The organism is Arthrobacter sp. SAFR-023, assembly GCF_051965295.1.
Classification (GTDB): domain Bacteria; phylum Actinomycetota; class Actinomycetes; order Actinomycetales; family Micrococcaceae; genus Arthrobacter.
On record NZ_JBQCMF010000002.1, the window covers coordinates 291,100 to 314,776 of the forward strand.

Here is a 23,677-nt window from a genome sequence, read left to right on the forward strand (position 1 = left end):
TCCTATCCCGCAGTTCAGTAATGGGCGGGGCTCGCTGCCGGGCGGGCACGTCATTGTTAGTAGGAGACGGCGAAGGCCGGGCCCGGAGGTTCCGGACCCGGCCTTCGTGGCCGCCGCGGCCGTGGTCAGCTGCCGCAGCGGCGCAGGATTATCGCGCCAGCGGTTGTTGGCGCCGGTGGCTAGCTGCTGGCTGCCCAGCCGCAGCCCCACGGCTGAAGGCCGCGGTCCGCATAGACACGGTTGGCGATGTCAATCTGCTGTGCCTTGGTAGCCTGGCTGGCGTTCGGGGCGTAGGCGCCGCCGCCGGATCCGATCCAGGTCTGGACGTCGAACTGCAGGCCGCCGTAGTAGCCGTTGCCGCTGTTGATGGACCAGTTGCCGCCCGACTCACACTGCGCGATCTTGTCCCACATGGCCACGTTCATCATGGCCGGGGCTGCTGCTCCGGTGTTTCCGCTTTCGGCCTCGGGGGCAGCTGCGGGCTTGGGCTCTTCCTTGGTGCCCACCGTGATCTTCTCGGTTACCGGCTCCCGGGTGGTGGTCTTGGAAACGAGCGTCCGGGAGGCCTCACGGCCGTCGACCAGGACGAGCTTATAGGTGAGGGTGGTCTCACCGAGCACGCCGGCCTGGGTGACTTTCTCCTCACCCTTGGGAAGGGTGTCGCTGTCCGCGGTGAGCGTCTGGAACGCGACCTTTTCGGTGACGGTGGTGGTCTTGCCGGCAACGCGGGACACCTTGATCACCATGTTGTTGACCACCGGGGCGTGCGCCGGCTGCGACGTCCGGTCCGCGGCGGCGAGCCGGATGCCGGCATCCTTGAGGACCTCACCGACGCTGGCGGCTGTGGTGGTGGTTTTCTTGGCCTTGCCGTCGGCGATGATGCTGACGGTCTTCGGCGTCGAGATGGCCACGAACGAACCGTCCACGGCCAGCTGCGCGTCCTTCGGCACGGAGAGCTCCGAGGCGCTGGCAACGCCGAGCTGGGTCACAAGCCCCGCCACGTCCTGGGCCGTGGTGCTCACCGTCTTCTCCGCACCGTCCAGGCTGACCTTCACGGCTTTCGCCATGTTCACGTTGATGACGGAGCCGTTCGCAACACTGGAGTCCAGCGCGGGAGACACGCGGTCGGCCGGGTGCAGCTCCACGTTCGCGCTCTTCACCACCTGTTCGACGGTGCCGCCGAAGGTCTGGACGGAACTTACTTTCCCGTCGACGTTCAGGGTGACTGTCTTGTTGCTGCCCACAAAGGCAACGAGCCCGAGCACGAGGGCCGAGAGCACCACCAGTTGCGTGCCGACCTTGATGAAACTGAACTTGCCGTCTGACGTGAAGAAGTTGACCACGATTGCCCGTAACTTTTGAGCCATCCGGGCACGGGGAAAAACGCACAGGGGGACCCGCAGCGGTCACCGGGATGGTGGACTCCGGACAGGCCGGAGCACGCCGCAGGCATGTGCGTCGCCACACTCACATGGCAGGGCATCCGGAGGCGCCCTGCCTGTCACGAAAGTGAGTTAAATCATCCGGAGGCCTTCCCCGACCCCGGCTAATAGTTTTTCACTGTAACCGAAGCGTTATAAACCCTCCAAAATACATGCCTACCAGGTATGTATTTTACCGAGCGGCGCCCGTCGCGGCTCAGTCCCAGGATCCGTACGCCCGCACAGTGTTTTCGCTCACTTGGCCGCACAGCTCGGCCAGGTCCTTTTCTGTCAATTCCGCCATCGCCCGTACGGTGTACGGCACCATGTAACTCGCGTTGGGGCGGCCGCGGTGCGGGTGGGGTGTAAGGAACGGCGAGTCGGTTTCAACCAGGACCAGCTCAGGGTCCGCCACCGCGAGCGCCTCCCGGAGGTTGGTGGCGTTCTTGAAGGTCAGTGTCCCTGCGAAGGACATGAACCACCCTTCGTCGTTGCAGATCCGGGCGAGCTCCCCGTCCCCGGAAAAGCAGTGGAAAACCACCCGCTCCGGGGTGCCCTCCTCACGCAGGACCTGGACCACGTCCTGGTGCGCGTCGCGGTCATGGATCTGCAGCGTCCGGTCCAGCCGCTTCGCGATGTCGATGTGCCGGCGGAAGGAGTAACGCTGATGCGCCAGCCCCTCCCCTTCCGTGCGGAAGAAATCCAGGCCGGTTTCGCCGATGGCGCGTACCCGCGGGTGGCCCGCCAGCTCCTCGATCTCCGCCAGGGCGTCCTCAAGCTCACCGCGGACGGCATAGCCCGGTGCGTCATTCGGGTGGAGGGCGACGGCCCCCAAAAGGCGCGGGTCCAGGTCAACGGCCCGCACGGTGAACCTCGAGGATTCGAGGTCGCAGCCAACCTGCACGGCGCCACAGACACCCACCGCTTCGGCTGCATCGAGGGCAGCCGCGATGTCCACCCGGACATCATCTGTCGGGAAGTCCAGGTGCGTGTGGTTGTCCATCACGGGAACGGGCAACGGTTCGGGCGCCGGCGGGAACCCGCGCTTGCCGGAACCGTCGCTGCCGGGCGCCCGGTAGGGCCGGGGAGTCAGGGAATGCCGCATTCCTCCAGCCTATCCGCCACTCGGTTGCGCCTCTTCCCGCGTGGCACCCCCCGGAGACCCCCTTGGCATTACCGGGAGATTTACGGGGAACTCTCTGTTAGCCACGGCAGTTGTGTTAGTACGCTGGTACGGACGGATGTGAGCGCCCAGGCGGGCAAGGGCAGGCCTCCGCCGCTTCGTTCCGCTTCACTCTGGGCTGAAAGGTTGCCGATGGAACCCCACCGACGCATCACAATCGACGAAGCACTTCCGGGCGGACAGGGCTTCACGGGAAGTACTGCGCGCGGCGTCAATTCCTTCAACGGCCACAAGTCTGTTCCTCTGGAAGCTCCGGCTTTCCGCGCCGCGAGCGAACGCATCCTCTCGGCCATCAACACGGTCATCGACGGAAAGGCCGAGGCCGCAAAGCTGGCGCTGACGGTCCTGCTCGCCCAAGGCCACCTGCTCCTGGAGGATGTCCCCGGGGTGGGCAAGACGCTGCTGGCCAAGACCCTGGCCCGCACCATCGACTGTTCCGTCAGCCGGATCCAGTTCACACCCGACCTCCTTCCCTCGGATGTCACCGGCGTCTCCATTTACAACCAGTCCTCGCGCCAGTTCGAGTTCCGCCCGGGCGCGGTGTTCGCGAACATCGTCATTGGCGACGAGATCAACCGGGCCTCCGCCAAGACGCAGTCTGCCCTGCTCGAATGCATGGAGGAGCACCAGGTCACGGTCGACGGGCACTCCTACAAGCTCGGCGAGCCGTTCATGGTGGTGGCCACCCAGAACCCCATTGAGATGGAAGGGACCTATCCGCTCCCCGAAGCCCAGCGGGACCGCTTCATGGCCCGGATCTCCATGGGATACCCGGACAAGGACTCTGAGATTGAAATGCTCGAGACCCACCAGGCCACGTCGCCGCTTGCCCGGGTCAAAGCGGTCGTCACGGCAGCGGATGTGGCTGCCATGATCGCCACCGTCCAACAGGTGTTCGTCTCCGAAGCCGTCAAGGAGTACACCGTGGCCGTCGGCCGGGCCACGAGGGACAGCGCCATGCTGCGCCTGGGCGCGAGCCCGCGCTCCCTGCTGCAGCTGCTGCGGGCCGCGAAGGCGACCGCGGCGCTGGACGGCCGGGATTTCGTCCTGCCGGATGACGTGGTCGCCGTTGCCGAGGCGGTGCTGGCCCACCGGATCATCCTGGACCGCAAAGCCGCGAGCTCGGGCGAGACCCCGCAGGGCGTCATCCGCGGCATCCTTGCCAGGATCCCCGTGAGCCGGGAGATGACGGAAAAGGCAAACTCCGGGCGGACCGCACCCGAACTCCGCCCTAGCCGCTAGTCAGGACCATCACCGTGGCACTGCTGGACAGCCTCCCCCGACATCTCTTCAGCTCCCGGGGCTGGGGACTCCTGGCGGCCGGCGTCGTCTCGCTGCTCTGTGCCCAGGTCATGGGCCGCCGCGACCTTCTGGCCCTCGGCGTCCTGCTGCTTGTCCTGCCGCTCGTTTCGCTGGCTGGCATCAGGGTGGTCAAACCGCGGTTCCGGGTGTATCGGGAATTCAGCCCTTCCACGGTGGAGACAGACTCCGTCACCACAGTCCGGCTGGCCGTCGCCCGGACCGGGCTGGGCACAGGCCGGGTCATCATGGAGGAGCGGCTGCCGCCACGGTTCGGTGAATCCCCGGCCTTCCGCTTCCCCGCCAGGTCCGCCTCGGGCGGCACCAGCCGCTATGAGTACCACCTGAGGTCCGGAAAGCGGGGACAGTTCACCATCGGCCCCGTCACCGCCGAGTTTACGGATCCGTTCGGGCTGTCACTGCACAGGCATTCGATCGACGACGGCGACACCCTTACAGTAACGCCGGCGGCCATCGAACTCCCTTCCACCGGCCTTGCCGGCGCGCGCGGCAACGACGGCATCACCGCCACCCGGACGAGAGCCAATCCCAGCGACGACGACGTCATGACACGCGAGTACCGGCATGGCGATCCGATGCGCCGGGTGCACTGGCCAGCCACCGCCCGGCACGGCGCCCTGATGGTCCGGCAGGAGGAATCGGTCACCACGCCCGAGGCCACGGTGATCCTGGACCACAGGTTCGTGGCCCATTCCTCGGGCTACGGCTCGGTGTTCGGCGGCCCTGGGTTCGGCAGCCCGGCCGACGACGGAAGCGACCTCGTCACGAGCGACACCTTTGAGTGGGCCGTTACCGCGGCCATGTCCGTGGGCGCCCACCTCGCGGAACTCAATTACTCCCTGCGGTTCCTGGACGCGGCCGGTGAACCAGCCTTCCAGCGTTCATCCTCGGCCCCGGAGCCTGACAACGACCTGTACAGCGGCGCGGCCGGCATCCAGTCCATCGCCGAAAGCCTCGCCGCGATCCAACTGACCGGCCCGCACCACGCCCGCAGGGAACACGACACAGGGCGCCGCGAGCATGCGGGCAATGCCGATGCTGCCCAGTCCGTCTTTGATGACCGGCTTATGGACAAGCTCGCGGCCCACCGGATGCGCGGCCCGGTCCTGGCGCTCCTCGGGAAGATCTCGCTCGCGGAGGCGCGGGCCCTCGCCCCCGCGGCCGGCTATGCCGCCAACGCGTTTGCCGTGCTGATCACAGACAAACCCGCGGAGTGCCACGATCTGCTCGAGGCACTGCGTTTGGGTGGCTGGCGCGCTGTTGCCGTCGAGGCGTCCACGTCGCTGCCGGCCGCCTGGACCTATTTCGACGAGGGCGACGCCGCCCTGTGGACGGCTGCGGCGGACGCCCGCCGCGGGGCGGAGGTGGGGCGATGACACTGACGTCACAACCGCAGGCCGGGACCGGACTACAGCCGCAGCCCGTCCCGGGCTCCCCCGGCAGCGGAAGGTTCGGGGCCGGTGCTTTTCCTTGGGTCATGGCCGGCGCGGTGGCGGTGTCCGTATGCGGCGCGTCATTGTCCCTCAACGGGGTCCTGAGGGGTTGGGCGTGGTTCCTGCCTGTCCTGACCACGGTGGTGGTGGTCTCGCTGACCATGGCACTGCTGCGCACGTTCCGGGCCCAGCCCTTGCTGGTGGCCGCGGGAGGCCTTGCATCCCTGGCCCTCATCCTGACGTTCACCTTCTTCCGGCGTGACAGCATTGCGGGTTTCCTTCCTTCCCAGGCAACCTTCGACGCGCTGGGCAGGCACCTTCGCCGGGCGAGCGAAACGGTGCTGGCCGAGAGCTCGCCGGTAGCACCCAATGCCGGCATCGTCCTCGTGGCGTGCGCCGCGCTCGGACTCGTCGTCATCCTCGTGGATGCGCTGGCCCTCCCTTTGGGCATGCCGGCAACGAGCGGACTTGGCCTGCTGGCGGTGCTGGTTGTTCCGGCCATGATCAAACCGCAGAGCGTCGGATGGCTGGGATTCGTGACGACGGCGGCCGGCTACCTCGTGATCCTCGCCTGCAGCCAGTGGTTTGCCCCCGATGCCCGGACACAGGCGGACACCGCCCGAAACCCGGGCCAGGTCAGGCGCGCCGCGCTGACCGCAGGCGTGGCGCTGGTGGTCACGCTGCTGCTGCAGCTCGTGGTTCCGGGCTTCGACCAGGGCACGTTCCCCCAAGGCTCGCGGCTGAACCCCTGGAGTACAGCCACAGGACTGAACCCCATGATCAGCCTCGGCAACAGCCTGCGCACCCCGACCGGCGAGGGGAGGATCACCTACGCCACCAACGCCACCACTCCGCTTTACCTGCGCTCCGTCACTGTGGACCGTTTCGACGGCGAGTCCTGGTCCCCGGACGACCGCAATGCGAGCCGCCGGGCAGGCACCGGACGGATGGACGCGGGACACGAGATCCTGGCACCCGAACAGACCCGGCAGGTGACGGTGGTTAACACCGGCGATTTCACCAGCCCTTACCTTCCCGTTCCGTACGCCCCCGAATCCGTGAACGGGCTGACCGGGCGGTGGAGCTGGGATCCTGCGACCCTGAGCATCAAAGGCACCGACACCAACTCCCGCGACCAGCAGTATCTGGTGCAGTCCTCGGTGCCGAAGCTGACAACGGAGCTGCTGGATGCATCCTCCGCTCCCGTCCAGGGCGTGCCGGAGGAGTTCATCCGGCCGCCGTCGAATGTTCCGGACATCGTCCGGACCACCGCCGAGTCCGTTACCGCGGACAGCAGAACGGCCTATGCCAAGGCGATGGCGATCCAGAGGTTCCTGCGCGGCCCGGGCTTCACCTACTCCTTGGAGTCGCCCGTCCAGAACGGGTACGACGGAAACGGGTTGTCGGTCCTGGCGGACTTCCTGAATCAGAAGAGCGGCTACTGCATCCACTTCGCCTCCGCTATGGCGGTAATGGCCCGGCTTGAAGGCATCCCGAGCAGGATCGCCGTCGGATACGCGCCGGGCAGGCAGACCGGCGCCACGGTGTCCGTCGCCGGCCAGGGAGCACTCCCGGAATACGAAGTCGACGCCCGCGACGCCCATGCCTGGCCCGAGCTGTACTTCCAGGGCCTTGGCTGGGTCCCGTTTGAGCCCACTCCCTCACGGGGCGTGGTGCCCGCCTACGCGCAGGACTCCTCGGCGTCCGGCGGAACCAGCACCAACGAACAAAACAACGACGGCCTGGTGCCGAGCAACGGCGCCACAGCGCCGTCGTCGGCGCCGGCACCTGCCCCCTCCCCCTTCCGGGGAGCGGAACCGCCGACGCCGGGAGCCAGCTGGCGCCCGCTCTTTACACCGCCGCCGGGGTTCTTCTGCTGGTCCTCCTGGCCGCCTCGCCCCGACTGGTGCGCGGAGGCGTCCGGGCACGGCGCCTGAGGGGAACGGGCACCGGCAGGAACCGGCTGGCCGAGCCGCCGCTCGTCTGGTCGGAACTCCAGGACCTGGCCACTGACTACGGCGTGCGTCCTAAGCCCAGCGAGACTCCGCGGACATTCTCGGCCCGGCTGTGCGGCTCCCCGGCCATGCGGCTGCGGGCCGGGTCAGATCCCGGCAGCGGACCAGACACCGGCGGCGCACCAAACACGGGCAGCGGATCCGCGCACAACGCCCGGACTTTCCCTGCGCAGGCGGTCCATGCCGTGACGGTCCTGACGGATGCCTACGAACGGCATCAGTACGGCCGGCCCGCAGGCCAGGACGCTGCGCGCCACGGCCTCCCGGAGGAAGCCGCCGTCGGACACATCGGCCAAGTGCGGCAGGGGCTGCGCCGCAATGCCGGCGTAGTAGGCCGGCTCCGCGCCGACTGGCTGCCGCCGTCGGTCCTCTCCCGCTGGGGATCCGTGGCCCGATGGCCTTTCGGTGTCATGGGCCGGGCGGCGTCCCGGGTGGGGCACGTAGCCTCTGCGCTGTGGCGCAGGACCCGCAGCGGCCTCCGCCGCCTGCGCGCCGGTTAGCCGCGTTAGCAAACCCAACGTTTGACATGTGACCGGCACCACCCTATCTTTGAGAAACGGGAAAGCGCATTCCAGTCCGTTCCCAGGAGTGGCATCCATTCCAAGATGCCTGCGGACCGTAGTGGCCTTGGCGACGCGAGCGCAGCCTTCCCGCCTGATCCTGGACCCAGCGACGGGGCCCGTCCAGCGGGGCAGACGAATTGTCCAAAGGAGGACGACATGAAGAGCGACACACACAAGCTGCGGACTTCCACTGAATCGATTCAGAAAGGCCCGCGCCGGTCGAGCAGCACCAGGAAGGCTGCCGCCAGCGGCTGGGTGGGCAGCGCCCTCGAGTACTACGACTGGTTCATCTACGCCCAGGCCGCAGCCCTGGTCTTTCCCACCGTCTTCTTCCCCGCCGGAAACCCGACCGTAGCGCTGATCGCCTCGCTCGGCACGTACGCCGTGGGATACGTCGCCCGCCCGATCGGAGCCTTCGTCCTCGGCCAGTGGGGCGACAGGCACGGCCGCAAGAACGTCCTGGTCCTGGCCATGCTGCTGATGGGCGCCTCTACCTTTGCGGTCGCCCTGCTGCCCACCTATGACCAGGTCGGCATCCTGGCCCCGGCGCTGCTGCTGGTCCTCCGCCTGATCCAGGGATTCGCCGTTGCCGGGGAGCTGAGCGGGGCCAGCGCCATGATTGTGGAACACGCGCCGTTCGGCCGCCGCGGCTTCTATGCAAGCTTCGCCCTCCAGGGCACCCAGGCCGGACAGATCATCGCCGCCGCCGTCTTCCTTCCGCTCTCGGCCGTGCTCACCGCTGAAGACTTCCACGCCTGGGGCTGGCGCATCCCGTTCCTCCTCAGCGCCCTGGTGGTGTTCGCCGGCTACATCATCCGCCGCCGGGTTGAGGAGACACCCGTGTTTGTGGAGGAGAAGGCACACCGCGACGTCCCCAGGATGCCGGTGGTCCAGGTGCTGCGGGAAAGCGGGCTGAACGTTGTGCGGGCAGTCTGCATGACGCTGGTCAACGTTGTGGGCGTCACCGTGGCGGTCTTCGGTGCGGCCTACGCCACGCAGCCGGGGTACGGCATCGGCATGAGCACCACGGTCTACCTCTGGATCCCGGTACTGGCCAACGTCGTCGCGCTGGCCCTTATCCCCTGGTTCGGGGACCTCTCGGACCGCTTCGGAAGGCGGCCGCTGATGATCGTCGGCTCGCTGGGCTCCGGCGCGCTGGCCTACGGGTACCTGTACGCGGTCAGCCAGAACAACGTGCCGCTGACCATTGTCCTGGCAATCCTGATGTGGGGCACGCTCTACCAGGTCTGGAACGCCACCTTCGCCAGCTTCTTCCAGGAGCTCTTCCCCTCCCGGACGCGGGTTACCGGGTTCGCCATCTCGCAGAACATTGGGCTCCTCATCACGTCCTTCCTGCCGAGCCTCTTCGCGGTGGTCGCTCCCCCGGGTTCGGCAAACGTTCCGCTTACGGTGGGGTCCATCTGCTTCGGCATCACGGTCATCGGGGCGATTGCAGCCTGGTCCGCCAGGGAGACACACCGGATTCCCCTCAGCGAGCTGGGATCAGCGGAGGCCACCCCGGTCTCCCGCGAGGAGTACGCAAGCGTCCGGGCCGCAGCCCGCTAAGCCCTGCGGCAACTGCCCGTCGCAAAACGCACTGGCCCGCAGGATTCCTGCGGGCCAGTGCGTTTTGTCGTTGCCTTGTGTCGTTGCGCCGGGTGTAGTTGGTTGTATCCGGTGCCCGGCTTGTTAGCCGGCGTAGGGGTCGGCGATGCCGATGTACTGGGTGTAGAGGTATTCCTCGATGCCTTCGAGGCCGCCCTCACGGCCCAGGCCGGACTGCTTGACGCCGCCGAAGGGTGCCGCGGCGTTGGAGACGACGCCGGCGTTCAGGCCCAGCATGCCGGTCTCGAGCCGCTCGCCCATGCGGATGCCGCGGTTGAGGTCCTTTGTGAAGACATAGGCCACCAGCCCGTATTCGGTGTTGTTGGCCAGGCGCACGGCCTCGTCCTCGGAGGAGAACGTGATGATCGGGGCGACGGGGCCGAAGATCTCCTCGGACAGGATCCGGGTTCCCTCGGTGACGCCCTTGAGGATGGTGGGCTGGTAGAAGTAGCCGGGCCCGTCCACGGGGGCGCCACCCACCACGGTGGTGGCACCCGCGGAGACGGCGTCGGTGACCAGTTCGTGGACCTTGTCCCGGCTCTTGGCGTCGATCAGCGGGCCCACCTTGGACTCGGGCTCGGTGCCGCGGGCGGTGGTCATGTCCTTCATCTTCGCGGCGAACTTCTCCGCGAACTCGTCGGCGACGGATTCGTGCACGATGAAGCGGTTCGCGGCGGTGCAGGCCTCGCCCATGTTCCGCAGCTTGGCCAGCATGGCGCCGGCGACGGCGGCATCGACGTCGGCGTCTTCAAACACCACGAACGGGGCGTTGCCGCCGAGTTCCATCGAGGTCCGCAGGACCGTCTCGGAGGCGTCGGACAGCAGCCGCCGGCCAACCTCGGTGGAACCGGTGAAGGAGAGCTTCCGGAGCCGGGAGTCCTTGATCAGCGGGCCGGTGGTGGCTCCGGCCGTGGAAGTGGGGATGACGTTCAGGACGCCTGCGGGCAGGCCGGCCTCCTGCATGACGGCGGCGAACAGCTGTGAGGTCAGCGGAGTGAGGTTCGCGGACTTCAGCACCATCGTGCAGCCGGCGGCGACGGCGGGGGCGATCTTGCGGGTGGCCATGGCCAGCGGGAAGTTCCACGGCGTGATCAGCAGGCACGGGCCCACCGGCTTCTTGGTCACCAGCAGGCGTGACTTGCCGTCCGGCGAGACAGAGTAGCGGCCGAAGGCGCGGACGGCTTCCTCGGAGAACCAGCGCAGGAACTCGGCGCCGTAGGTGACCTCGCCGCGGGCCTCGGCCAGCGGCTTGCCCATCTCCAGGGTCATCAGCAGTGCGAAGTCCTCGGCCCGCTCGGTGACCAGTTCAAAGGCCCGGCGCAGGATCTCGCCGCGCTCCCGCGGCGGCACCTTGGCCCAGGACTCCTGCGCGGCGGCGGCCGCATCCAGGGCAGCGGCGCCGTCCTCGGCGGAGGCGTCGGCGATGCTCAGCAGCGTCTTCCCGGTGGCGGGATCCTCGACGTCGAACGTCTTGCCCGACGCCGCGGGACGCCACTCGCCGTTGATGAGCAGGCCGGTGGGAACAGACGCGAGCAATTCGCTCTCGCGTTCTGCGGTAGCAGTGGACTGTGTAGTAACAGACACGGTGACTCCCTCGTCAGCAATCGGATTGCCGGTTATGCGCAGCTCCTGCACACGGCGTGCCGCCGCCTGCCGCCCGCTGCTCGCTTGGCTGGATTAACAGCCACGGTACTGCCCGCGTCTCGGCAGTGTCTACGCATCGGCGCACTGCCCGTCCCGCCATTCGTTGTGCAGCTGCACAGCAGTTCCGGCGGGCTTACCGGAGCGGGGATGTCACCGCGCCGCGAGGACGGCTGAGTACAGTTCCCGCTTGCTCACGCGGGTTTCTTCGGCGACGGCAGCGACGGCGTCCTTGAGCCGGACACCCTTGGCCACGAGTTCATTGACGGCGGCGACGCCGTCCTCCGGGGAGCCGGGCGCACGCTCCGGCGCACCCGCCACCACCACGGCGATCTCGCCGCGCACCTCGTTGGCCTCCGCCCACTGCAGCATTTCCCGGAGCGAGCCGCGGAGGACCTCCTCGTAGGTCTTGGTGAGTTCGCGGCACACCGCCGCGCGCCGGTCCGGGCCGAAGCGCTCGTGCAGCGCCCGCAGCATGGCTTCAAGCCGGTGCGGCGCCTCGAAGAAGACCATGGTGCGGCGTTCGGCGTCGAGATCCGCCAGGCGGGCGGCGCGTTCGCTGGCCTTCCGGGGCAGGAACCCTTCGAAACAGAACCTGTCGGTGGGCAGGCCTGACAGGGCCAGTGCGGTGAGGACGGCCGACGGTCCGGGGACGGCCGTGACGGTGAGTCCCGCAGCCACCGCGCCTTCGACCAGCCGGAAGCCGGGGTCGGAGACTGCGGGCATGCCCGCGTCGGTGACCATGACGAGGGTCTTTCCGGAGCGGACCTGCTCCAGGAGTTCCGCGGTCTTGGTGGCCTCGTTGTGCTCGTGGTAGCTGATGATCCGCCCGCTCACGGCGACCTCCAGGCTCTGCACCAGGCGGTGCAGCCGCCGGGTGTCCTCGGCAGCCACGATGTCCGCCGTCGCCAGCAGTTCCACGAGCCGGGAGGAAGCGTCGCCCACGTTGCCGATGGGTGTTGCGGCCAGGACGATCCGTCCAGGACCGCCGCTGCGGAGGTCCTGTTCCCTTCTGCCGGCGGTCCCGGCATCCGGTTCTGAACTGCCGGCCGCCCCTGAATTGCTGGCGGCGTCGGAACTGCTGTCAGGGGCGGTGTTCGCTTCATGGTCCACGGATCCAGCCTACTGCCGTCCGGCGCTCTCGCCTTTCTTCGGGTTCGAACCAGCCGCAAAACGGTAGCATGGGCTCGTGACGCAGACCTCCGTGCGGCCTGACGGGGCCGAACCACCGATTACCCCGGCTTCCGCACCCGCCGCGGAAGGCCGTGGCCCGCTCGGGAAGCGCTGGATCAGCCGCCCCTCGGAGGCATTCACGGCTGACGCCCTCACCCGGCGCCTGATCGGCGGCATCCGTACGTGGCGGGACTACCCGCCGTCGCTGCGGCTCTGGTTCTGGCTGGTTCCCGCCCTGGCGGCCGCCGTGGGCGGCGTCCTGAGGTTCGTCCGGCTGGATAACCCCCGCAGCCTCGTGTTTGACGAGACGTATTACGTCAAGGACGGCTATTCGCTGCTGGTGAGCGGCTACGAGCGGAGCTGGCCGGACAAGGCCAACGACGCGTTCGTGGCCGGCAACCCCAACGTGCTGCTGAACACGCCCGAATACGTGGTGCACCCGCCCGTGGGCAAGTGGATGATCGCCGCAGGCATGTGGCTCTTCGGGGCCGACAACCCCTTCGGCTGGCGGTTCGCCGCGGCGCTGACCGGCACCCTGTCCGTGGCCCTCCTCGCGCTGATAGCCCAGAAGCTTTTCGGCTCCCTGGTCCTTGGCGGCGCGGCCGGGCTGCTGCTCGCCGTCGACGGGCACCACCTGGTCATGTCACGCACGTCGCTGCTGGACATCTTCCTGATGTTCTGGGTCCTGGCGGCGTTCGGCGCCCTGTTGCTGGACCGCGACGACGGCCGGCGGCGGCTGGCGGCCCGGCTCGGCAGGCAGGCGGCCACTTCCCCCACCGGCAGGCCATCCACGCTCCAGCTGCTGTCCGGCCCGTGGCTGGGTGTCCGCTGGTGGCGGATTGCGGCAGGCATCTGCCTGGGCCTGGCAGCCGGCACCAAGTGGTCGGCGCTGTTTTTCGTGGCCGGTTTCGGGCTCCTGACGGTGTTCTGGGACCTGAGCGCCCGGCGGACCGCCGGCGTCCGCGGCTGGATCAGTGCCGGAATCACCAAGGACGGGCTCCTGGCCTTCGTCAGCATCGTGCCCGTGGCCGCCTTGACGTACGCCGCCAGCTGGACGGGATGGTTCCGGTCCACGGATGCCTACTACCGGCGGTGGGCGGAGACGAACCCCAGCGCGGAATGGGGCTGGCTGCCGGACTCCGTGCGGTCACTGGCGCACTACCACTTTGAGGCCTACAAGTTCCATCAGGGGCTCAGCTCGGAGCACCCTTACGAGGCGAGCGCCTGGAGCTGGCTGGTGATGGGCAGGCCCACCTCGTTCTTCTACGAGTCCCCCAAGCAGGGCACCCCCGGCTGTGATTTCGCCAACTGCACCTCGGCCATCCTGTCCGTCGGCAACCCGCTGATCTGGTGGAGCGCCGCCGTCGCACTCGTCATCCTGCTGTTCTGGTGGGCGGGCAGGCGCGACTGGCGGGCCGGTGCCGTGCTGGCCGCCGTCGGCTCCGGCTACCTGCCCTGGTTCATGTACCCGGAACGCACCATGTTCTTCTTCTACGTGGTGTCCTTCGAACCCTTCCTGGTCCTGGCGCTCGTGTACTGCCTGGGCCTGGTACTGGGGAAAACCAGCGACCCGCCGTGGCGCCGGCGCTCGGGGCTGTACGGCGTCGCCCTGTTCCTCGTGGCCGCGGTCCTGATCTCCTCCTTCTTCTACCCGGTGTGGACCGCCGAAATGATTACGTACCAGGACTGGCGGCTCAGAATGTGGATGCCTTCCTGGATCTGAGGCACGATTGCAGGTGGAGCCCGGACGTGATCATCAACGGAATGGAGACCCGCCTGTGAGGGAAGCAAGCACGGAGCTGATGGTTGCACTGGAGGCCGGCAGCAACGTCACCGACCTGCTCCTGGACTGTTACCGGCACAACCCTTCGCATGCCGTCTACGCCCGCCGTGACGCCAGCGGCTGGCAGAACATCACCGCCGGGCACTTCCTTGACCAGGTCACGGCCCTGGCCAAAGGCCTCATTGCCGGCGGCCTGGCGCCCGGGGACACCGTCGCCGTCCTCTCCGCCACCCGCTACGAGTGGACGCTCGTGGATTTCGCCATCTGGTTTGCCGGCGGTGTGACCGTGCCCATCTACGAGACCTCCTCGGCGAGCCAGGTGGAGTGGATCCTGTCCGACTCCGGCGCCGGGCGGGTCTTCGTCGAAGACCGCCAGAAGGCGGCGCTGCTGGACCAGGTCCTGTCCGCCTCCAGCGTCCTCGCCGGCCGGCTGGTGCCGGTGGTGCGGATGGATTACGACGGCGAAGCCCCCAACCTTGCCAGCCTCGCCGCCGCAGGGGCCGGGGTGACGGACGCCGAACTGGAGCGGCACCGCTCGGCAGCCGCACTGCAGGATGTGGCGTCCCTCGTCTATACCTCCGGCACCACCGGCAGGCCCAAGGGGTGCGAGATCACGCATGGAAACTTCGCCCTCGTTGCACGGAACATCGTGGCCGTCCTCCCCGAACTGCTGCAGCGGGAGGACGCCAGGACCCTGATGTTCCTGCCGCTGGCCCACGTGCTGGCCCGGGCCGTCCAGGTGGTGTGCCTCACTGCCGGAGTGACTCTCGGCCACGCCTCCGGAGCTGCCCAGCTGCTCGATGACCTGGGAACCTTCAAGCCGACCTTCCTGCTGGCTGTCCCCCGCATCTTCGAGAAGGTCCACGCCGGAGCCGAGCAAAAGGCAAAGGATGCCGGGAAGTTGCGGCTTTTCAGCCTCGCCGCCGGGGTGGCGGTCCGCCACTCGGAGGCCCTGGATGCCGCCCGGCGCGGAAAGGGCAGCGGGCCGGGTGCACTGCTGCGGGCGCAGCACGCACTGTTCGACCGCCTCGTGTATCCCCGGCTGCGCCAGGTGTTCGGCGGCAACATGGAGTACGCCGTTTCCGGTGCAGGCCCGCTTAACGCCCGCGATACGCACTTCTTCAGGGGCGCGGGGATAGCCGTGCTCGAAGGCTACGGCCTGACGGAGACCACCGCACCGTGCACGGTGAACACGCCGGGCCTGACCCGTGTGGGCTCGGTAGGGATCCCGATCCCGGGCACCACCATCCGGATCGCGGAGGACGGCGAGATCCTGGTGAGGGGCATCGGGGTGTTCAAGGGCTACCACGCCAACGAGGCGGCCAACGCCGAGGCCTTCGCGGACGGTTTCTTCCGCACCGGGGACCTGGGCTCGCTGGACGCCGAGGGGTTCCTCACCATTACGGGCCGCAAAAAGGACCTGCTGGTCACGGCCGCCGGCAAGAACGTGGCGCCGGGGCCGCTCGAGGAGAAGATCCGCGAACACCAGCTCGTGGGCCACGCCGTGGTGGTGGGTGACGGGAAGCCGTTCATTTCTGCCCTGGTCAACCTCGACCCCGAGGGACTCGAGCACTGGTGCTCGGCGCGCAGCGTCCCGCTGCTCAGCCCCGCGGAAGCGTGCACGGACGACGCTGTGCGCAGTGCTATCCAGGAAGCGGTGGACCAGGCCAACAGCCTCGTGTCCCAGGCCGAAGCCATCCGCAAGTTCCGTGTCCTGGATGCAGCCTTCACGGTGGAGTCCGGGCACCTGACACCGTCCCTCAAACTAAAGAGGGCCGCCGTCGTCAGGGACTATGAAACGGAAATCGAGGAGCTGTACGGCTGAACAGCCGTCCCCGCCGAAACGCCGCTACAGGTTCACGGGACGGACGCTGCCTGTCCGCGGGGCCTCATCGGTCCCGGAGTCGTCCTTCACGTCGCTGCCCTCTGCGTCGCCCTCACCATCGGCGCCCTTGCGGCCCTTCCTGGCCGGGGCCAGTCCACGGCGCCTGCGGGTGGGCCAGGTCAGGATCAGCGTCACCACCGCTGTGATCAGGACGAGCGCAGCAATGACCAGGCCCGCGTCGATCCAGAACTGCCCGGGGAAGAGCCGGATGAGCGTGTCCTCCAGCGCGAACGTCCAGGAGCCGGCGGCGAAGAAGATGCGGTGGAACTCGGTGAAGAACTGCTGCCACCCCAGGGCGGCAAGGGTGCCCAGTCCGATGATGAGCACCAGCGTCACAATGGAGCCGGCGAACAGCCCCCGGCGCACTCCGCCGGGCGTGCGCCGCCGCAGGTGGATGATGGCGATGATGCTGATCAGGATCAGCAGAGCCCCGCCTCCGAACGCGGACAGGAAGACGAGCTTCACGTCGGCCATGTGGCTGACCTCGCCGTCCTTGAACAGCTTTTCGCCGCTGCGGTTGACCAGTTCGCCAAGGTAGCGCGGACCGGACCAGTTGCTCAGGTAGTCCACGGCGTAGGAACCGTACGTCATGCGGTCGTCCGCATTGAAGCCGTAGCCGTCCCCGGGGAAACCGGGCCGGTGGTACTCCACCCAGAGGAAAAGCGGGCTGGTCACGGCGCGCACGGCCAGGACCAGGAGGATGACGGGATAGAAGATGGCCAGCAAGACCTGGAGGAACCGGGGCAGCACGGGTTTGGCCCTGGCTGCCTGCTCGCGCTCGGCGTTGCGGCGCTCCACTTCCTCCTGCGGAGGGCGTACCTGCAGGGCGGAGGTGGGCAATGGTTCACTAAAAGGCCGTGGTTCACTGAAGGGCTTTGGTTCACTGAAGCGGGTGCCCATGGCGGAGGAACCGGCCGGAGACGGCTGGCGGAACTTCGTGGTCCGGTCTGTCGCAGCGTCCCGGTCTGTCGCAGCGTCCCGGCCCGCCTCCGCATGGTCTGTCCCGGCCCCCTCGGCGGCGGCCGCTTCCGCCGCCTTGCGGTCGGCACGGCTTTCCGGCTGGGCCGCGGCAGGACCGGCCGCGCCCTCCTCCTCGGCGGCGCGGGCTGCAGGCGCGGGCTTCATCCAGTCAAACGCCGGCTCGTCGGTGTCCTCCGCGGGATCCAGCGCGGGGTTTGCCGCCGGATCCAGCCGCGGATCAAGTCGTCCGGACGGGGTCGGAGTATTGTCTTTCACTGCGCTTCACTTCCGTAGGCGTCCACGCTCCGAGGCCACCGGGAATGCCGGGGCCGGGCAGCGCTTTGTATCTCCCCAAGAGCCTACCGTCAGCCGCTCCGGCACCGCGATGTGCCACCCCGCCACGGCAGGAATAATCAGCCGGCGGTAATAATCAGGCTGCAAGTTCTGTATAGCCGGCGTCCTGGCTGCCCAGGTCGCCGCGCGCGCCGGCGCGGTAAGCCCGTCCTCCGCAGACCAGCACATACCACCAGTATGCCGCCAGTACCCCCGCGCCGATACTGATTTTCGCCCACACGGGCAAAGTGCTGGGCGTAACGAAACCCTCCACGAGGCCTGAAACAAACAGCACCAAAACCAGGCCTAGCGCCACCGTGATCATGGACCTGCCCTCTGCTGCGACGGCGCGGGACCGGGTCCGGGTGCCCGGTGACACCATGGCCCAAAAGATTCTCAGCCCGGCCGCGCAAGCCACGAAAACTGCTGTCAGCTCCATCAGCCCGTGCGGCAGGATGTAACTGAAGAACACGTCCGTTTTTCCCACCGCGGCGAACATCCCGGCGGCCACCCCCACCCCTTGGGCGTTGGCAAACAGGATCATGGGCACCCAGAAACCGGTGATGCCCAGGGCCACCGCCTGTGCACTGATCCAGGCGTTGTTGGTCCAGACGGCCCCGGCAAAGGACGCCGCCGGGTTCTCCGAGTAGTAGTCAATAAAGTCCTGCTCCACGTACCGCTGGACTTCCCTTTCCGTGGCAACGGCACGCAGGGCTTCGGGGGAAGTCCCAATCCACAGGGCGAAGGCGAAGCCTACGAGGCAGAACGCGGCGCCACAGGCCAGGGTCAGCCAGCGGATCCGGTACAACGCGGCCGGGAGCGCCAGCACGAAGAACTGCGCCAGGTCCTCCATGAAGTTGGACCGTGCCCCGGTGAAACGGGTACGCGCCTGCGCCAAAGTGGCAGAGAGGGATGCGGACAGGCCGCTTTCCGGCCCGGTGGAACGCAGCAGGGAGAGATGGGCGGAGGTCACCTGGTACAGGCGCAGCAGCTCATCGGCGTCGGCACCGCTCAGACGCCGCTGGTGCGCAAGGTGATGCAGCCGCGACCACGTGTCAGAGTTGACGGCGGAGAAGGCGTCCATGTCCACGCTCCTACCCTAGCCTGCGGCGAACTAGACTTTAGGCGACCGGTGGCCGGAACGACATACGGGGCAGGAATTGAGTCCACTCATCACAGGCGAGGCAGTCGTCCTTGAACTCCGTCCGGCGTCCTTCGCTGCCCGCGCCCTCGGCCTGTTGCTCGACGTCGTGGTGAATTCCGCGCTGCTGACAGCAATACTCATGGCCATGGGCGCCGCCCGGGATGAACTCGACGAGGCGGCAGCCGGGGCACTCACCCTGGTCAGCGTGGTGCTGTGCTTCGTCATCCTCCCGGCAACGGTGGAGACCCTGACCCGGGGCCTGTCGCTCGGGAAACTGGCGGCCGGGCTGAGGATAGTGCGTGACGACGGCGGGGCCATCCGTTTCCGCCACGCGGTCATCAGGGCGCTGATCGGGTTCCTGGAGATCTACCTGACCTTCGGCGGTGTTGCCATCGCCGTCGCCCTATTCGACGGCAGGTCCCGCCGGCTGGGCGACATTGTGGCGGGCACCTACTCGCTGCGGCGCCGGGTACCGGTGGAACCCTCAATCGTCCCCGTCACTCCGCGGCACCTGGCCGCCTGGGCTGAAGCCGCGGACATCGGCCGGATTCCGGACGCCCTGGGACGGCGTGCCGCGCAATTCATGCGCCAGGCACCGCGGATGTCGCCGCTGTCGCGCAGCGGCATGGCCGCAGCCCTCGCCACCGAAATGTCCGGCTTCGTGGCACCGTCACCGCCGCCGGGGACCACTCCCGACGACTACCTTGCCGCGGTCCTGGCCGAACGCCGCATCCGCGAACTCCGCCGGTTGGGCGCGGCACGCACGGAAAGCAACAGGATCGGCGAACGGCTGCACCGGCTGCCGTTCACGGTGTCCAGGGACAGCTAGCGTTGGGCCTACTGGGCCTGGGCGCCTGGCGTACTGGGCCCTACCGTTTGGCGTATTGGGCCCAGGGAATGTTCCAGTCGCCGTAGCCCTCGAGCGGCTCCACCGGCGCGGCGCCCGTGTTCAGGACCTGGACGACGTCGCCGGACTTCATGTTGTTGAAGAACCAGGCTGCGTCCACGGGCAGCAGCCCGACACAGCCGTGGGAGACGTTGGATACGCCCACGTAGCCCCATGCCGATTCGAGCGCCTGATGGACGTAGACGCCGGAGGACGTGAGCCTGTTGGCGTACTCCACGGTCAGCGGCGGGTAGTACCCCTTGTCGCCGGGCTTCAGGCCGATGCTCCCTGCGTTGAACTTGGAATTCCGTTCCTGCTCCATGATCACGGCGTAGCCGGACGGGGAAAGCCAGTCGGAGCCGCCCAGGGTGACGGGTGCGGTCCTGACCAGCTTGCCGTCGAAGTAGACCTTCATGGTCTTGGTGTTGTCGTCCACCACTGCCAGGCGCTGCTGGCCCACCTTGAACTGCACCTTGGCGTCGAAGTTGCCGATCATGCCGTTGCCGAAGTCCACTCCGAACAGCTTCATGTCCACGGTGACCTGGCTGTTGGATGCCCAGAACTTCTCCGGGCGGATGCGCGCCTTCTGGTCCGAGTACCAGTGCCAGGCGACGGGCTGCTTGGAGGAGACGGTGATCTTGACAGCCTTTTCAACCGCCGCCTTGTTGGTGACAGGTTCGCTGAACACGATGTCGATGGGCTGCCCTGCGCCGACCGTGGAGCCGTCCTCCGGGTACACGGCGGCGTCCGCCTCATTGGCGGGCTCCACGGTGGTGAACGTCTGGGCCTTCTTGGTTTCCCGGCCCGCCTCATCCACGATGGTGTAGCTGTAGTTGTAGGGCGTGTTGAAGAGCAGCGGGTCCGCCGCTGTCCATGTGCTGCCGTCGGCGCTGACAGTGCCCTTGACGGCCTCTCCCCCGGCTGCCGGCACCAGCACAACGTCCTGGACGCGGCCGTTGACCGCCTTGACGGAGGGCGCCACGGCCGGATTTACGCCTTTGGCCCCATCGAGCGGTGTCACACCCAGCTCCACGGCCTTGACCACGGGGGTGGCCAGGCCCGGCTCGTTGCGGACGGGGCTGGAGGCCTCGGATTGGGGCGCAGGCTTGGCCCAGCCAGGAGCGGTGGCGACGCCGATTCCGCCGGCAGCAACCGCAGCGCAAATGGCGGCAATGGCGATGATCGTGCCGGTTTTGCGGTTGTTCTTTTCCGTCATGACTGGTTTCTCCGTGTCCCACCGGGCTGCCGATCGGCATCCGTCCGTGTGCCCAGCGGCAACGCTGACCAGTCGATTTTATCGCACGGCGGCGCTGCCCCTGACGCGGAGACCGACGGCGCGCCGGGTAGCCATGACACGCAGCGGCCGCCACGACGCACTGCGGTGCGCCGTGGCGGGCCACTTTTAGTAGCGGTAGTGCTCCGGCTTGAACGGGCCGGCCACGTCCACGTCCAGGTACTCGGCCTGGTCCTTGGACAGCTCGGTGAGCTCAACACCCAGGGCACCGAGGTGCAGCCGCGCCACCTTCTCGTCCAGGATCTTGGGCAGCACGTAGACCTGGTTTTCGTATTCCCGCTCGCCTTCGGGCTGGTCCTTCTTGGTGAACAGCTCGATCTGGGCGATGGTCTGGTTGGCGAAGGAGTTGCTCATGACGAACGACGGGTGGCCGGTGGCGTTGCCCAGGTTCAGCAGGCGCCCTTCGGACAGGACGATGATGGACCGGGTGGCGTCCGCCGCGTCGCCGCCGAAGACCCATTCGTGGACCTGGGGCTTGATCTCGATTTTCCGGATGCCGGGGATCCGGGCGAGGCCTGCCATGTCGATTTCGTTGTCGAAGTGCCCAATGTTGCCCACGATGGCCTTGTTCTTCATGCCGGCCATGTGCTCGGCCATGATGACGTCCTTGTTGCCCGTGGTGGTGATGAAGATGTCGCCCTGGTCCAGCACGCTTTCCAGCCTGGCCACCTGGTAGCCGTCCATGGCTGCCTGCAGCGCGCAGATGGGATCGATTTCGGTGACGATCACGCGCGCGCCCTGGCCGCGGAGCGCCTCGGCGGCACCCTTGCCGACGTCGCCGTAACCACAGACGACGGCGACCTTGCCGCCCATGAGGACATCGGTGGCCCGGTTGAGGCCGTCCGGCAGGGAATGGCGGATGCCGTACTTGTTGTCGAACTTGCTCTTCGTCACGGAGTCGTTGACGTTGATGGCCGGGAAGAGCAGCTTGCCCTGTTCGGCCAGCTGGTAGAGGCGGTGCACGCCCGTGGTGGTTTCCTCGCTGACGCCGTGGATGCCGGCGGCGAGCCGGGTCCACTTCTTCGGGTCCTCGGCCAGCGTCCGGCGCAGGACGTCAAGGACGATCCCATATTCTTCGGGGTCGTTGGCGGCGGCGGCCGGAACGGCGCCGGCCGCCTCAAACTCCACGCCGCGGTGCAGCAGCAGCGTGGCGTCGCCGCCGTCGTCGAGAATCATGTTCGGGCCCAGCTCAGGGTTCGTGTCAGCACCGGGCCAGGTGAGGATCTGCTCGGCGGTCCACCAGTATTCCTCCAGCGTTTCGCCCTTCCAGGCAAACACGGGGACGCCCCGCGGGTCCTCCACGCTGCCGGTACCCACGACGACGGCGGCCGCGGCCTCATCCTGGGTGGAGAAGATGTTGCAGGAGGCCCAGCGGACCTCGGCGCCGAGTGCCGTGAGGGTCTCGATGAGCACTGCGGTCTGCACGGTCATGTGCAGCGACCCTGCGATCCTGGCACCCTTGAGGGGCTGGGTGGGTCCGAATTCCCGGCGCAGCGACATGAGCCCCGGCATCTCGTGCTCGGCGAGGCGGATCTGGTGGCGCCCGGCCTCGGCCAGGGAGATGTCGGCAACCTTGTAATCGAACGTCATGGGAATCCTTTGCTGTATCCGGCGTCTAGCCTTCTGCGGTGCTGGCTGGGTGTTAGGCGGTGGGGGCGGCCGCTGCCGGGCCGGAGTCGTGCTGGTCTGACCGGGCGGCTGTGGCTGCGGCGCGGAGCTCCGGGGGAAGCAGCAGCGGGATGCCGTCTTCTATGGCGTACCGAAGCCGCTCGCCGCTCTCCGCCGCCGCCGTTGAGACGAGTTCCTCGCCCTCCTGGGTCAGAGCCGATCCGGTGACCGGGCAACGCAGAACGGACAACAGTTCAGGACTGATCTTTGGCATGGTGGATGCTCCCTGCTGGGCACAAGCGCTGTGGCTGACGGATTTCAGCTTCCAGCCTACCGCCAGTTCAGTATGAGGACGGTCGGTGCAAGCCTAGGACGGTTCGCGCAGGACGCGCAGGTGGCCGCGGCGGGTGCCTTCGGTTGCGGCGGGCGCTTCGAGCGCCGAGTGGACGGCGCGCTGCCCCGGGGCCGGGGACGCAGGGCGGGACGCAGCCTCACGGACGGCGTCTGCCAGGGCGAGGAGGTCGTCCGGACCGGGCTGGGGCGGCTGCGAGGGCATGGCGAGGCGGAGCACTTCCCAGCCGCGCGGGACGGTGAGGGAATTGGCGTGCTGCTCGCAAAGGTCGTAGCAGTGCGGCTCGGCATAGGTTGCCAGCGGGCCGAGGACGGCGGTGGAGTCCGCATAGACGTACGTCAAAGTTGCCACCGCAGACTGGCGGCAGGCTGACCTGGAACACTGACGTATTGCACCCACGAAAACACAGAATACTCCGCCTCAGGCAGATTTCCCGACATTGACGAACGGCCCGCGCCACGGCAGCGCCGCTCCGGTCCGGTTATGTCGCACAAATCATTCGGCGGGTCTAAAGTCTGTATATGCAGTCATCGCACCATTCTTCGGGTTTCACGGTCCGGTTGGCTGACCCGGAAGCGCCCCGGGACGCCGACGGTGCTCCCGCTGGCCGGAGCTTCACCCAACGCCGGCGCAACCGGCACGGCCGCGGCCTCCGGGGCGAACTGCTGCTGCCCACACTCCCTGGCTACCGGAGCCGCTCGGACCGGTTTGACGAACTCGTCATGGACTCCGCCCAGCGGCTTCATGACATCTGGGGCAAGCCGCTCGACGGCGTCCGGTTCGCCGTCGACGAGATCCCGCCTAACCTGGAACAGCTGCTGGCAGACGGCCTGCCCGCTCCCTTGGGCTGCTACACCCCCGCCACCGACGACGAGGGCCCGACCATCACGCTGTACCGCCGCGTGGTTGAGCAGGCCTGCCCCGTCAAGGAGGAACTCCAGGATCTGGTACATGATGTGGTGGTGGAGCACACCGCCGAAATGCTGGGCGTCGCCCCGGAGACACTGGATCCGGTCTACCGCCGCCGCTACTAGGCCTGGCACCACCCACGTGCGGCCGGCTCCGGCCCCCGGCGGCG

17 protein-coding genes and 1 pseudogene are annotated in these 23,677 nt (G+C 67.7%); 8 read left to right on the plus strand and 10 right to left on the minus strand.

Annotated features, from left to right (window positions below; genetic code table 11):
- Positions 1–179: 179 nt before the first annotated feature.
- Together ACTHQX_RS03490 and ACTHQX_RS03495 are read right to left on the minus strand one after the other, a co-directional pair.
- Positions 180–1,367, minus strand: coding sequence for a ubiquitin-like domain-containing protein (locus tag ACTHQX_RS03490; protein ID WP_440155672.1), 1,188 nt, complete (start codon positions 1,365–1,367; stop codon positions 180–182).
- Positions 1,368–1,638: 271 nt separating this feature from the next.
- Positions 1,639–2,526, minus strand: a complete 888-nt coding sequence (locus ACTHQX_RS03495; RefSeq protein ID WP_440155673.1) for a TatD family hydrolase — start codon at positions 2,524–2,526, stop codon at positions 1,639–1,641.
- Positions 2,527–2,736: 210 nt separating this feature from the next.
- Here ACTHQX_RS03495 and ACTHQX_RS03500 point away from each other — a divergent pair, with 210 nt between their 5' ends.
- From ACTHQX_RS03500 to ACTHQX_RS03515, 4 genes and pseudogenes are all read left to right on the plus strand, one after another.
- Positions 2,737–3,846 (plus strand): AAA family ATPase, encoded by a 1,110-nt coding sequence (locus ACTHQX_RS03500; RefSeq protein ID WP_440155675.1) that lies wholly within the window; start codon positions 2,737–2,739, stop codon positions 3,844–3,846.
- A gap of 14 nt (positions 3,847–3,860) precedes the next feature.
- Complete coding sequence (locus ACTHQX_RS03505) at positions 3,861–5,300, plus strand: DUF58 domain-containing protein (protein WP_440174534.1); 1,440 nt, start codon at positions 3,861–3,863, stop codon at positions 5,298–5,300.
- A pseudogene (locus ACTHQX_RS03510) lies at positions 5,297–7,872 on the plus strand (transglutaminase family protein). Before ACTHQX_RS03505 ends, ACTHQX_RS03510 begins: the two are co-directional and overlap by 4 nt.
- Before the next feature lie 219 nt (positions 7,873–8,091).
- Positions 8,092–9,501: an MFS transporter gene (locus ACTHQX_RS03515; protein ID WP_440155678.1), complete on the plus strand. Its 1,410-nt coding sequence runs from the start codon at positions 8,092–8,094 to the stop codon at positions 9,499–9,501.
- Between the two features lie 123 nt (positions 9,502–9,624).
- Here ACTHQX_RS03515 and ACTHQX_RS03520 read toward each other — a convergent pair whose 3' ends face one another.
- The gene (locus ACTHQX_RS03520; protein WP_440155679.1) at positions 9,625–11,124 is read right to left on the minus strand and encodes an NAD-dependent succinate-semialdehyde dehydrogenase; all 1,500 of its coding nucleotides are present in this window, start codon (positions 11,122–11,124) and stop codon (positions 9,625–9,627) included.
- Between the two features lie 210 nt (positions 11,125–11,334).
- A complete protein-coding gene (rsmI, locus tag ACTHQX_RS03525) occupies positions 11,335–12,156 on the minus strand; it encodes a 16S rRNA (cytidine(1402)-2'-O)-methyltransferase (protein WP_440155827.1) in 822 nt (273 codons plus the stop codon).
- Positions 12,157–12,370: 214 nt separating this feature from the next.
- Between rsmI and ACTHQX_RS03530 the strand changes: the two genes are divergently transcribed.
- Together ACTHQX_RS03530 and ACTHQX_RS03535 are read left to right on the plus strand one after the other, a co-directional pair.
- Complete coding sequence (locus tag ACTHQX_RS03530; protein ID WP_236807709.1) at positions 12,371–14,077, plus strand: dolichyl-phosphate-mannose--protein mannosyltransferase; 1,707 nt, start codon at positions 12,371–12,373, stop codon at positions 14,075–14,077.
- Between the two features lie 55 nt (positions 14,078–14,132).
- A complete protein-coding gene (locus ACTHQX_RS03535; protein ID WP_236807708.1) occupies positions 14,133–15,962 on the plus strand; it encodes an AMP-dependent synthetase/ligase in 1,830 nt (609 codons plus the stop codon).
- A 24-nt stretch (positions 15,963–15,986) separates the two neighbouring features.
- Here the strand turns inward: ACTHQX_RS03535 and ACTHQX_RS03540 are convergent, their stop codons facing one another.
- Positions 15,987–17,258 (minus strand): TIGR01906 family membrane protein, encoded by a 1,272-nt coding sequence (locus ACTHQX_RS03540; RefSeq protein ID WP_440155681.1) that lies wholly within the window; start codon positions 17,256–17,258, stop codon positions 15,987–15,989.
- A gap of 154 nt (positions 17,259–17,412) precedes the next feature.
- Entirely contained in the window at positions 17,413–18,405 is a 993-nt protein-coding gene (locus ACTHQX_RS03545) for a stage II sporulation protein M (protein ID WP_236807706.1), read from the minus strand.
- A 70-nt stretch (positions 18,406–18,475) separates the two neighbouring features.
- Between ACTHQX_RS03545 and ACTHQX_RS03550 the strand changes: the two genes are divergently transcribed.
- Positions 18,476–19,288 carry an RDD family protein gene (locus ACTHQX_RS03550; protein ID WP_440155682.1) on the plus strand — a complete coding sequence of 271 codons (813 nt, stop codon included), beginning with the start codon at positions 18,476–18,478 and terminating at the stop codon, positions 19,286–19,288.
- 40 nt (positions 19,289–19,328) lie between these two features.
- Here the strand turns inward: ACTHQX_RS03550 and ACTHQX_RS03555 are convergent, their stop codons facing one another.
- The 4 genes from ACTHQX_RS03555 to ACTHQX_RS03570 all read right to left on the minus strand — a co-directional run bounded on the left by ACTHQX_RS03555 (position 19,329) and on the right by ACTHQX_RS03570 (position 22,998).
- Positions 19,329–20,561: an Ig-like domain-containing protein gene (locus ACTHQX_RS03555; RefSeq protein ID WP_440155683.1), complete on the minus strand. Its 1,233-nt coding sequence runs from the start codon at positions 20,559–20,561 to the stop codon at positions 19,329–19,331.
- 186 nt (positions 20,562–20,747) lie between these two features.
- Positions 20,748–22,229, minus strand: coding sequence for an adenosylhomocysteinase (gene ahcY / locus ACTHQX_RS03560; protein WP_440155685.1), 1,482 nt, complete (start codon positions 22,227–22,229; stop codon positions 20,748–20,750).
- 52 nt (positions 22,230–22,281) lie between these two features.
- Positions 22,282–22,521, minus strand: a complete 240-nt coding sequence (locus ACTHQX_RS03565) for a Trm112 family protein (RefSeq protein WP_440155687.1) — start codon at positions 22,519–22,521, stop codon at positions 22,282–22,284.
- A 93-nt stretch (positions 22,522–22,614) separates the two neighbouring features.
- Positions 22,615–22,998, minus strand: a complete 384-nt coding sequence (locus tag ACTHQX_RS03570; RefSeq protein WP_236807701.1) for a DUF3499 domain-containing protein — start codon at positions 22,996–22,998, stop codon at positions 22,615–22,617.
- A 122-nt stretch (positions 22,999–23,120) separates the two neighbouring features.
- Between ACTHQX_RS03570 and ACTHQX_RS03575 the strand changes: the two genes are divergently transcribed.
- Positions 23,121–23,633 (plus strand): metallopeptidase family protein, encoded by a 513-nt coding sequence (locus ACTHQX_RS03575; protein WP_236807700.1) that lies wholly within the window; start codon positions 23,121–23,123, stop codon positions 23,631–23,633.
- Positions 23,634–23,677: the final 44 nt, after the last annotated feature.

Excerpts from the sequence above, each read along its gene's own strand:
- ACTHQX_RS03490 (WP_440155672.1), bottom strand. The coding sequence starts at position 1,367 with ATGGCTCAAAAGTTACGGGCAATCGTGGTCAACTTCTTCACGTCAGAC.
- ACTHQX_RS03495 (WP_440155673.1), bottom strand. The coding sequence starts at position 2,526 with ATGCGGCATTCCCTGACTCCCCGGCCCTACCGGGCGCCCGGCAGCGAC.
- ACTHQX_RS03500 (WP_440155675.1), top strand. The coding sequence starts at position 2,737 with ATGGAACCCCACCGACGCATCACAATCGACGAAGCACTTCCGGGCGGA.
- ACTHQX_RS03515 (WP_440155678.1), top strand. The coding sequence starts at position 8,092 with ATGAAGAGCGACACACACAAGCTGCGGACTTCCACTGAATCGATTCAG.
- ACTHQX_RS03555 (WP_440155683.1), bottom strand. The coding sequence starts at position 20,561 with ATGACGGAAAAGAACAACCGCAAAACCGGCACGATCATCGCCATTGCC.
- ahcY (WP_440155685.1), bottom strand. The coding sequence starts at position 22,229 with ATGACGTTCGATTACAAGGTTGCCGACATCTCCCTGGCCGAGGCCGGG.
- ACTHQX_RS03565 (WP_440155687.1), bottom strand. The coding sequence starts at position 22,521 with ATGCCAAAGATCAGTCCTGAACTGTTGTCCGTTCTGCGTTGCCCGGTC.
- ACTHQX_RS03575 (WP_236807700.1), top strand. The coding sequence starts at position 23,121 with ATGCAGTCATCGCACCATTCTTCGGGTTTCACGGTCCGGTTGGCTGAC.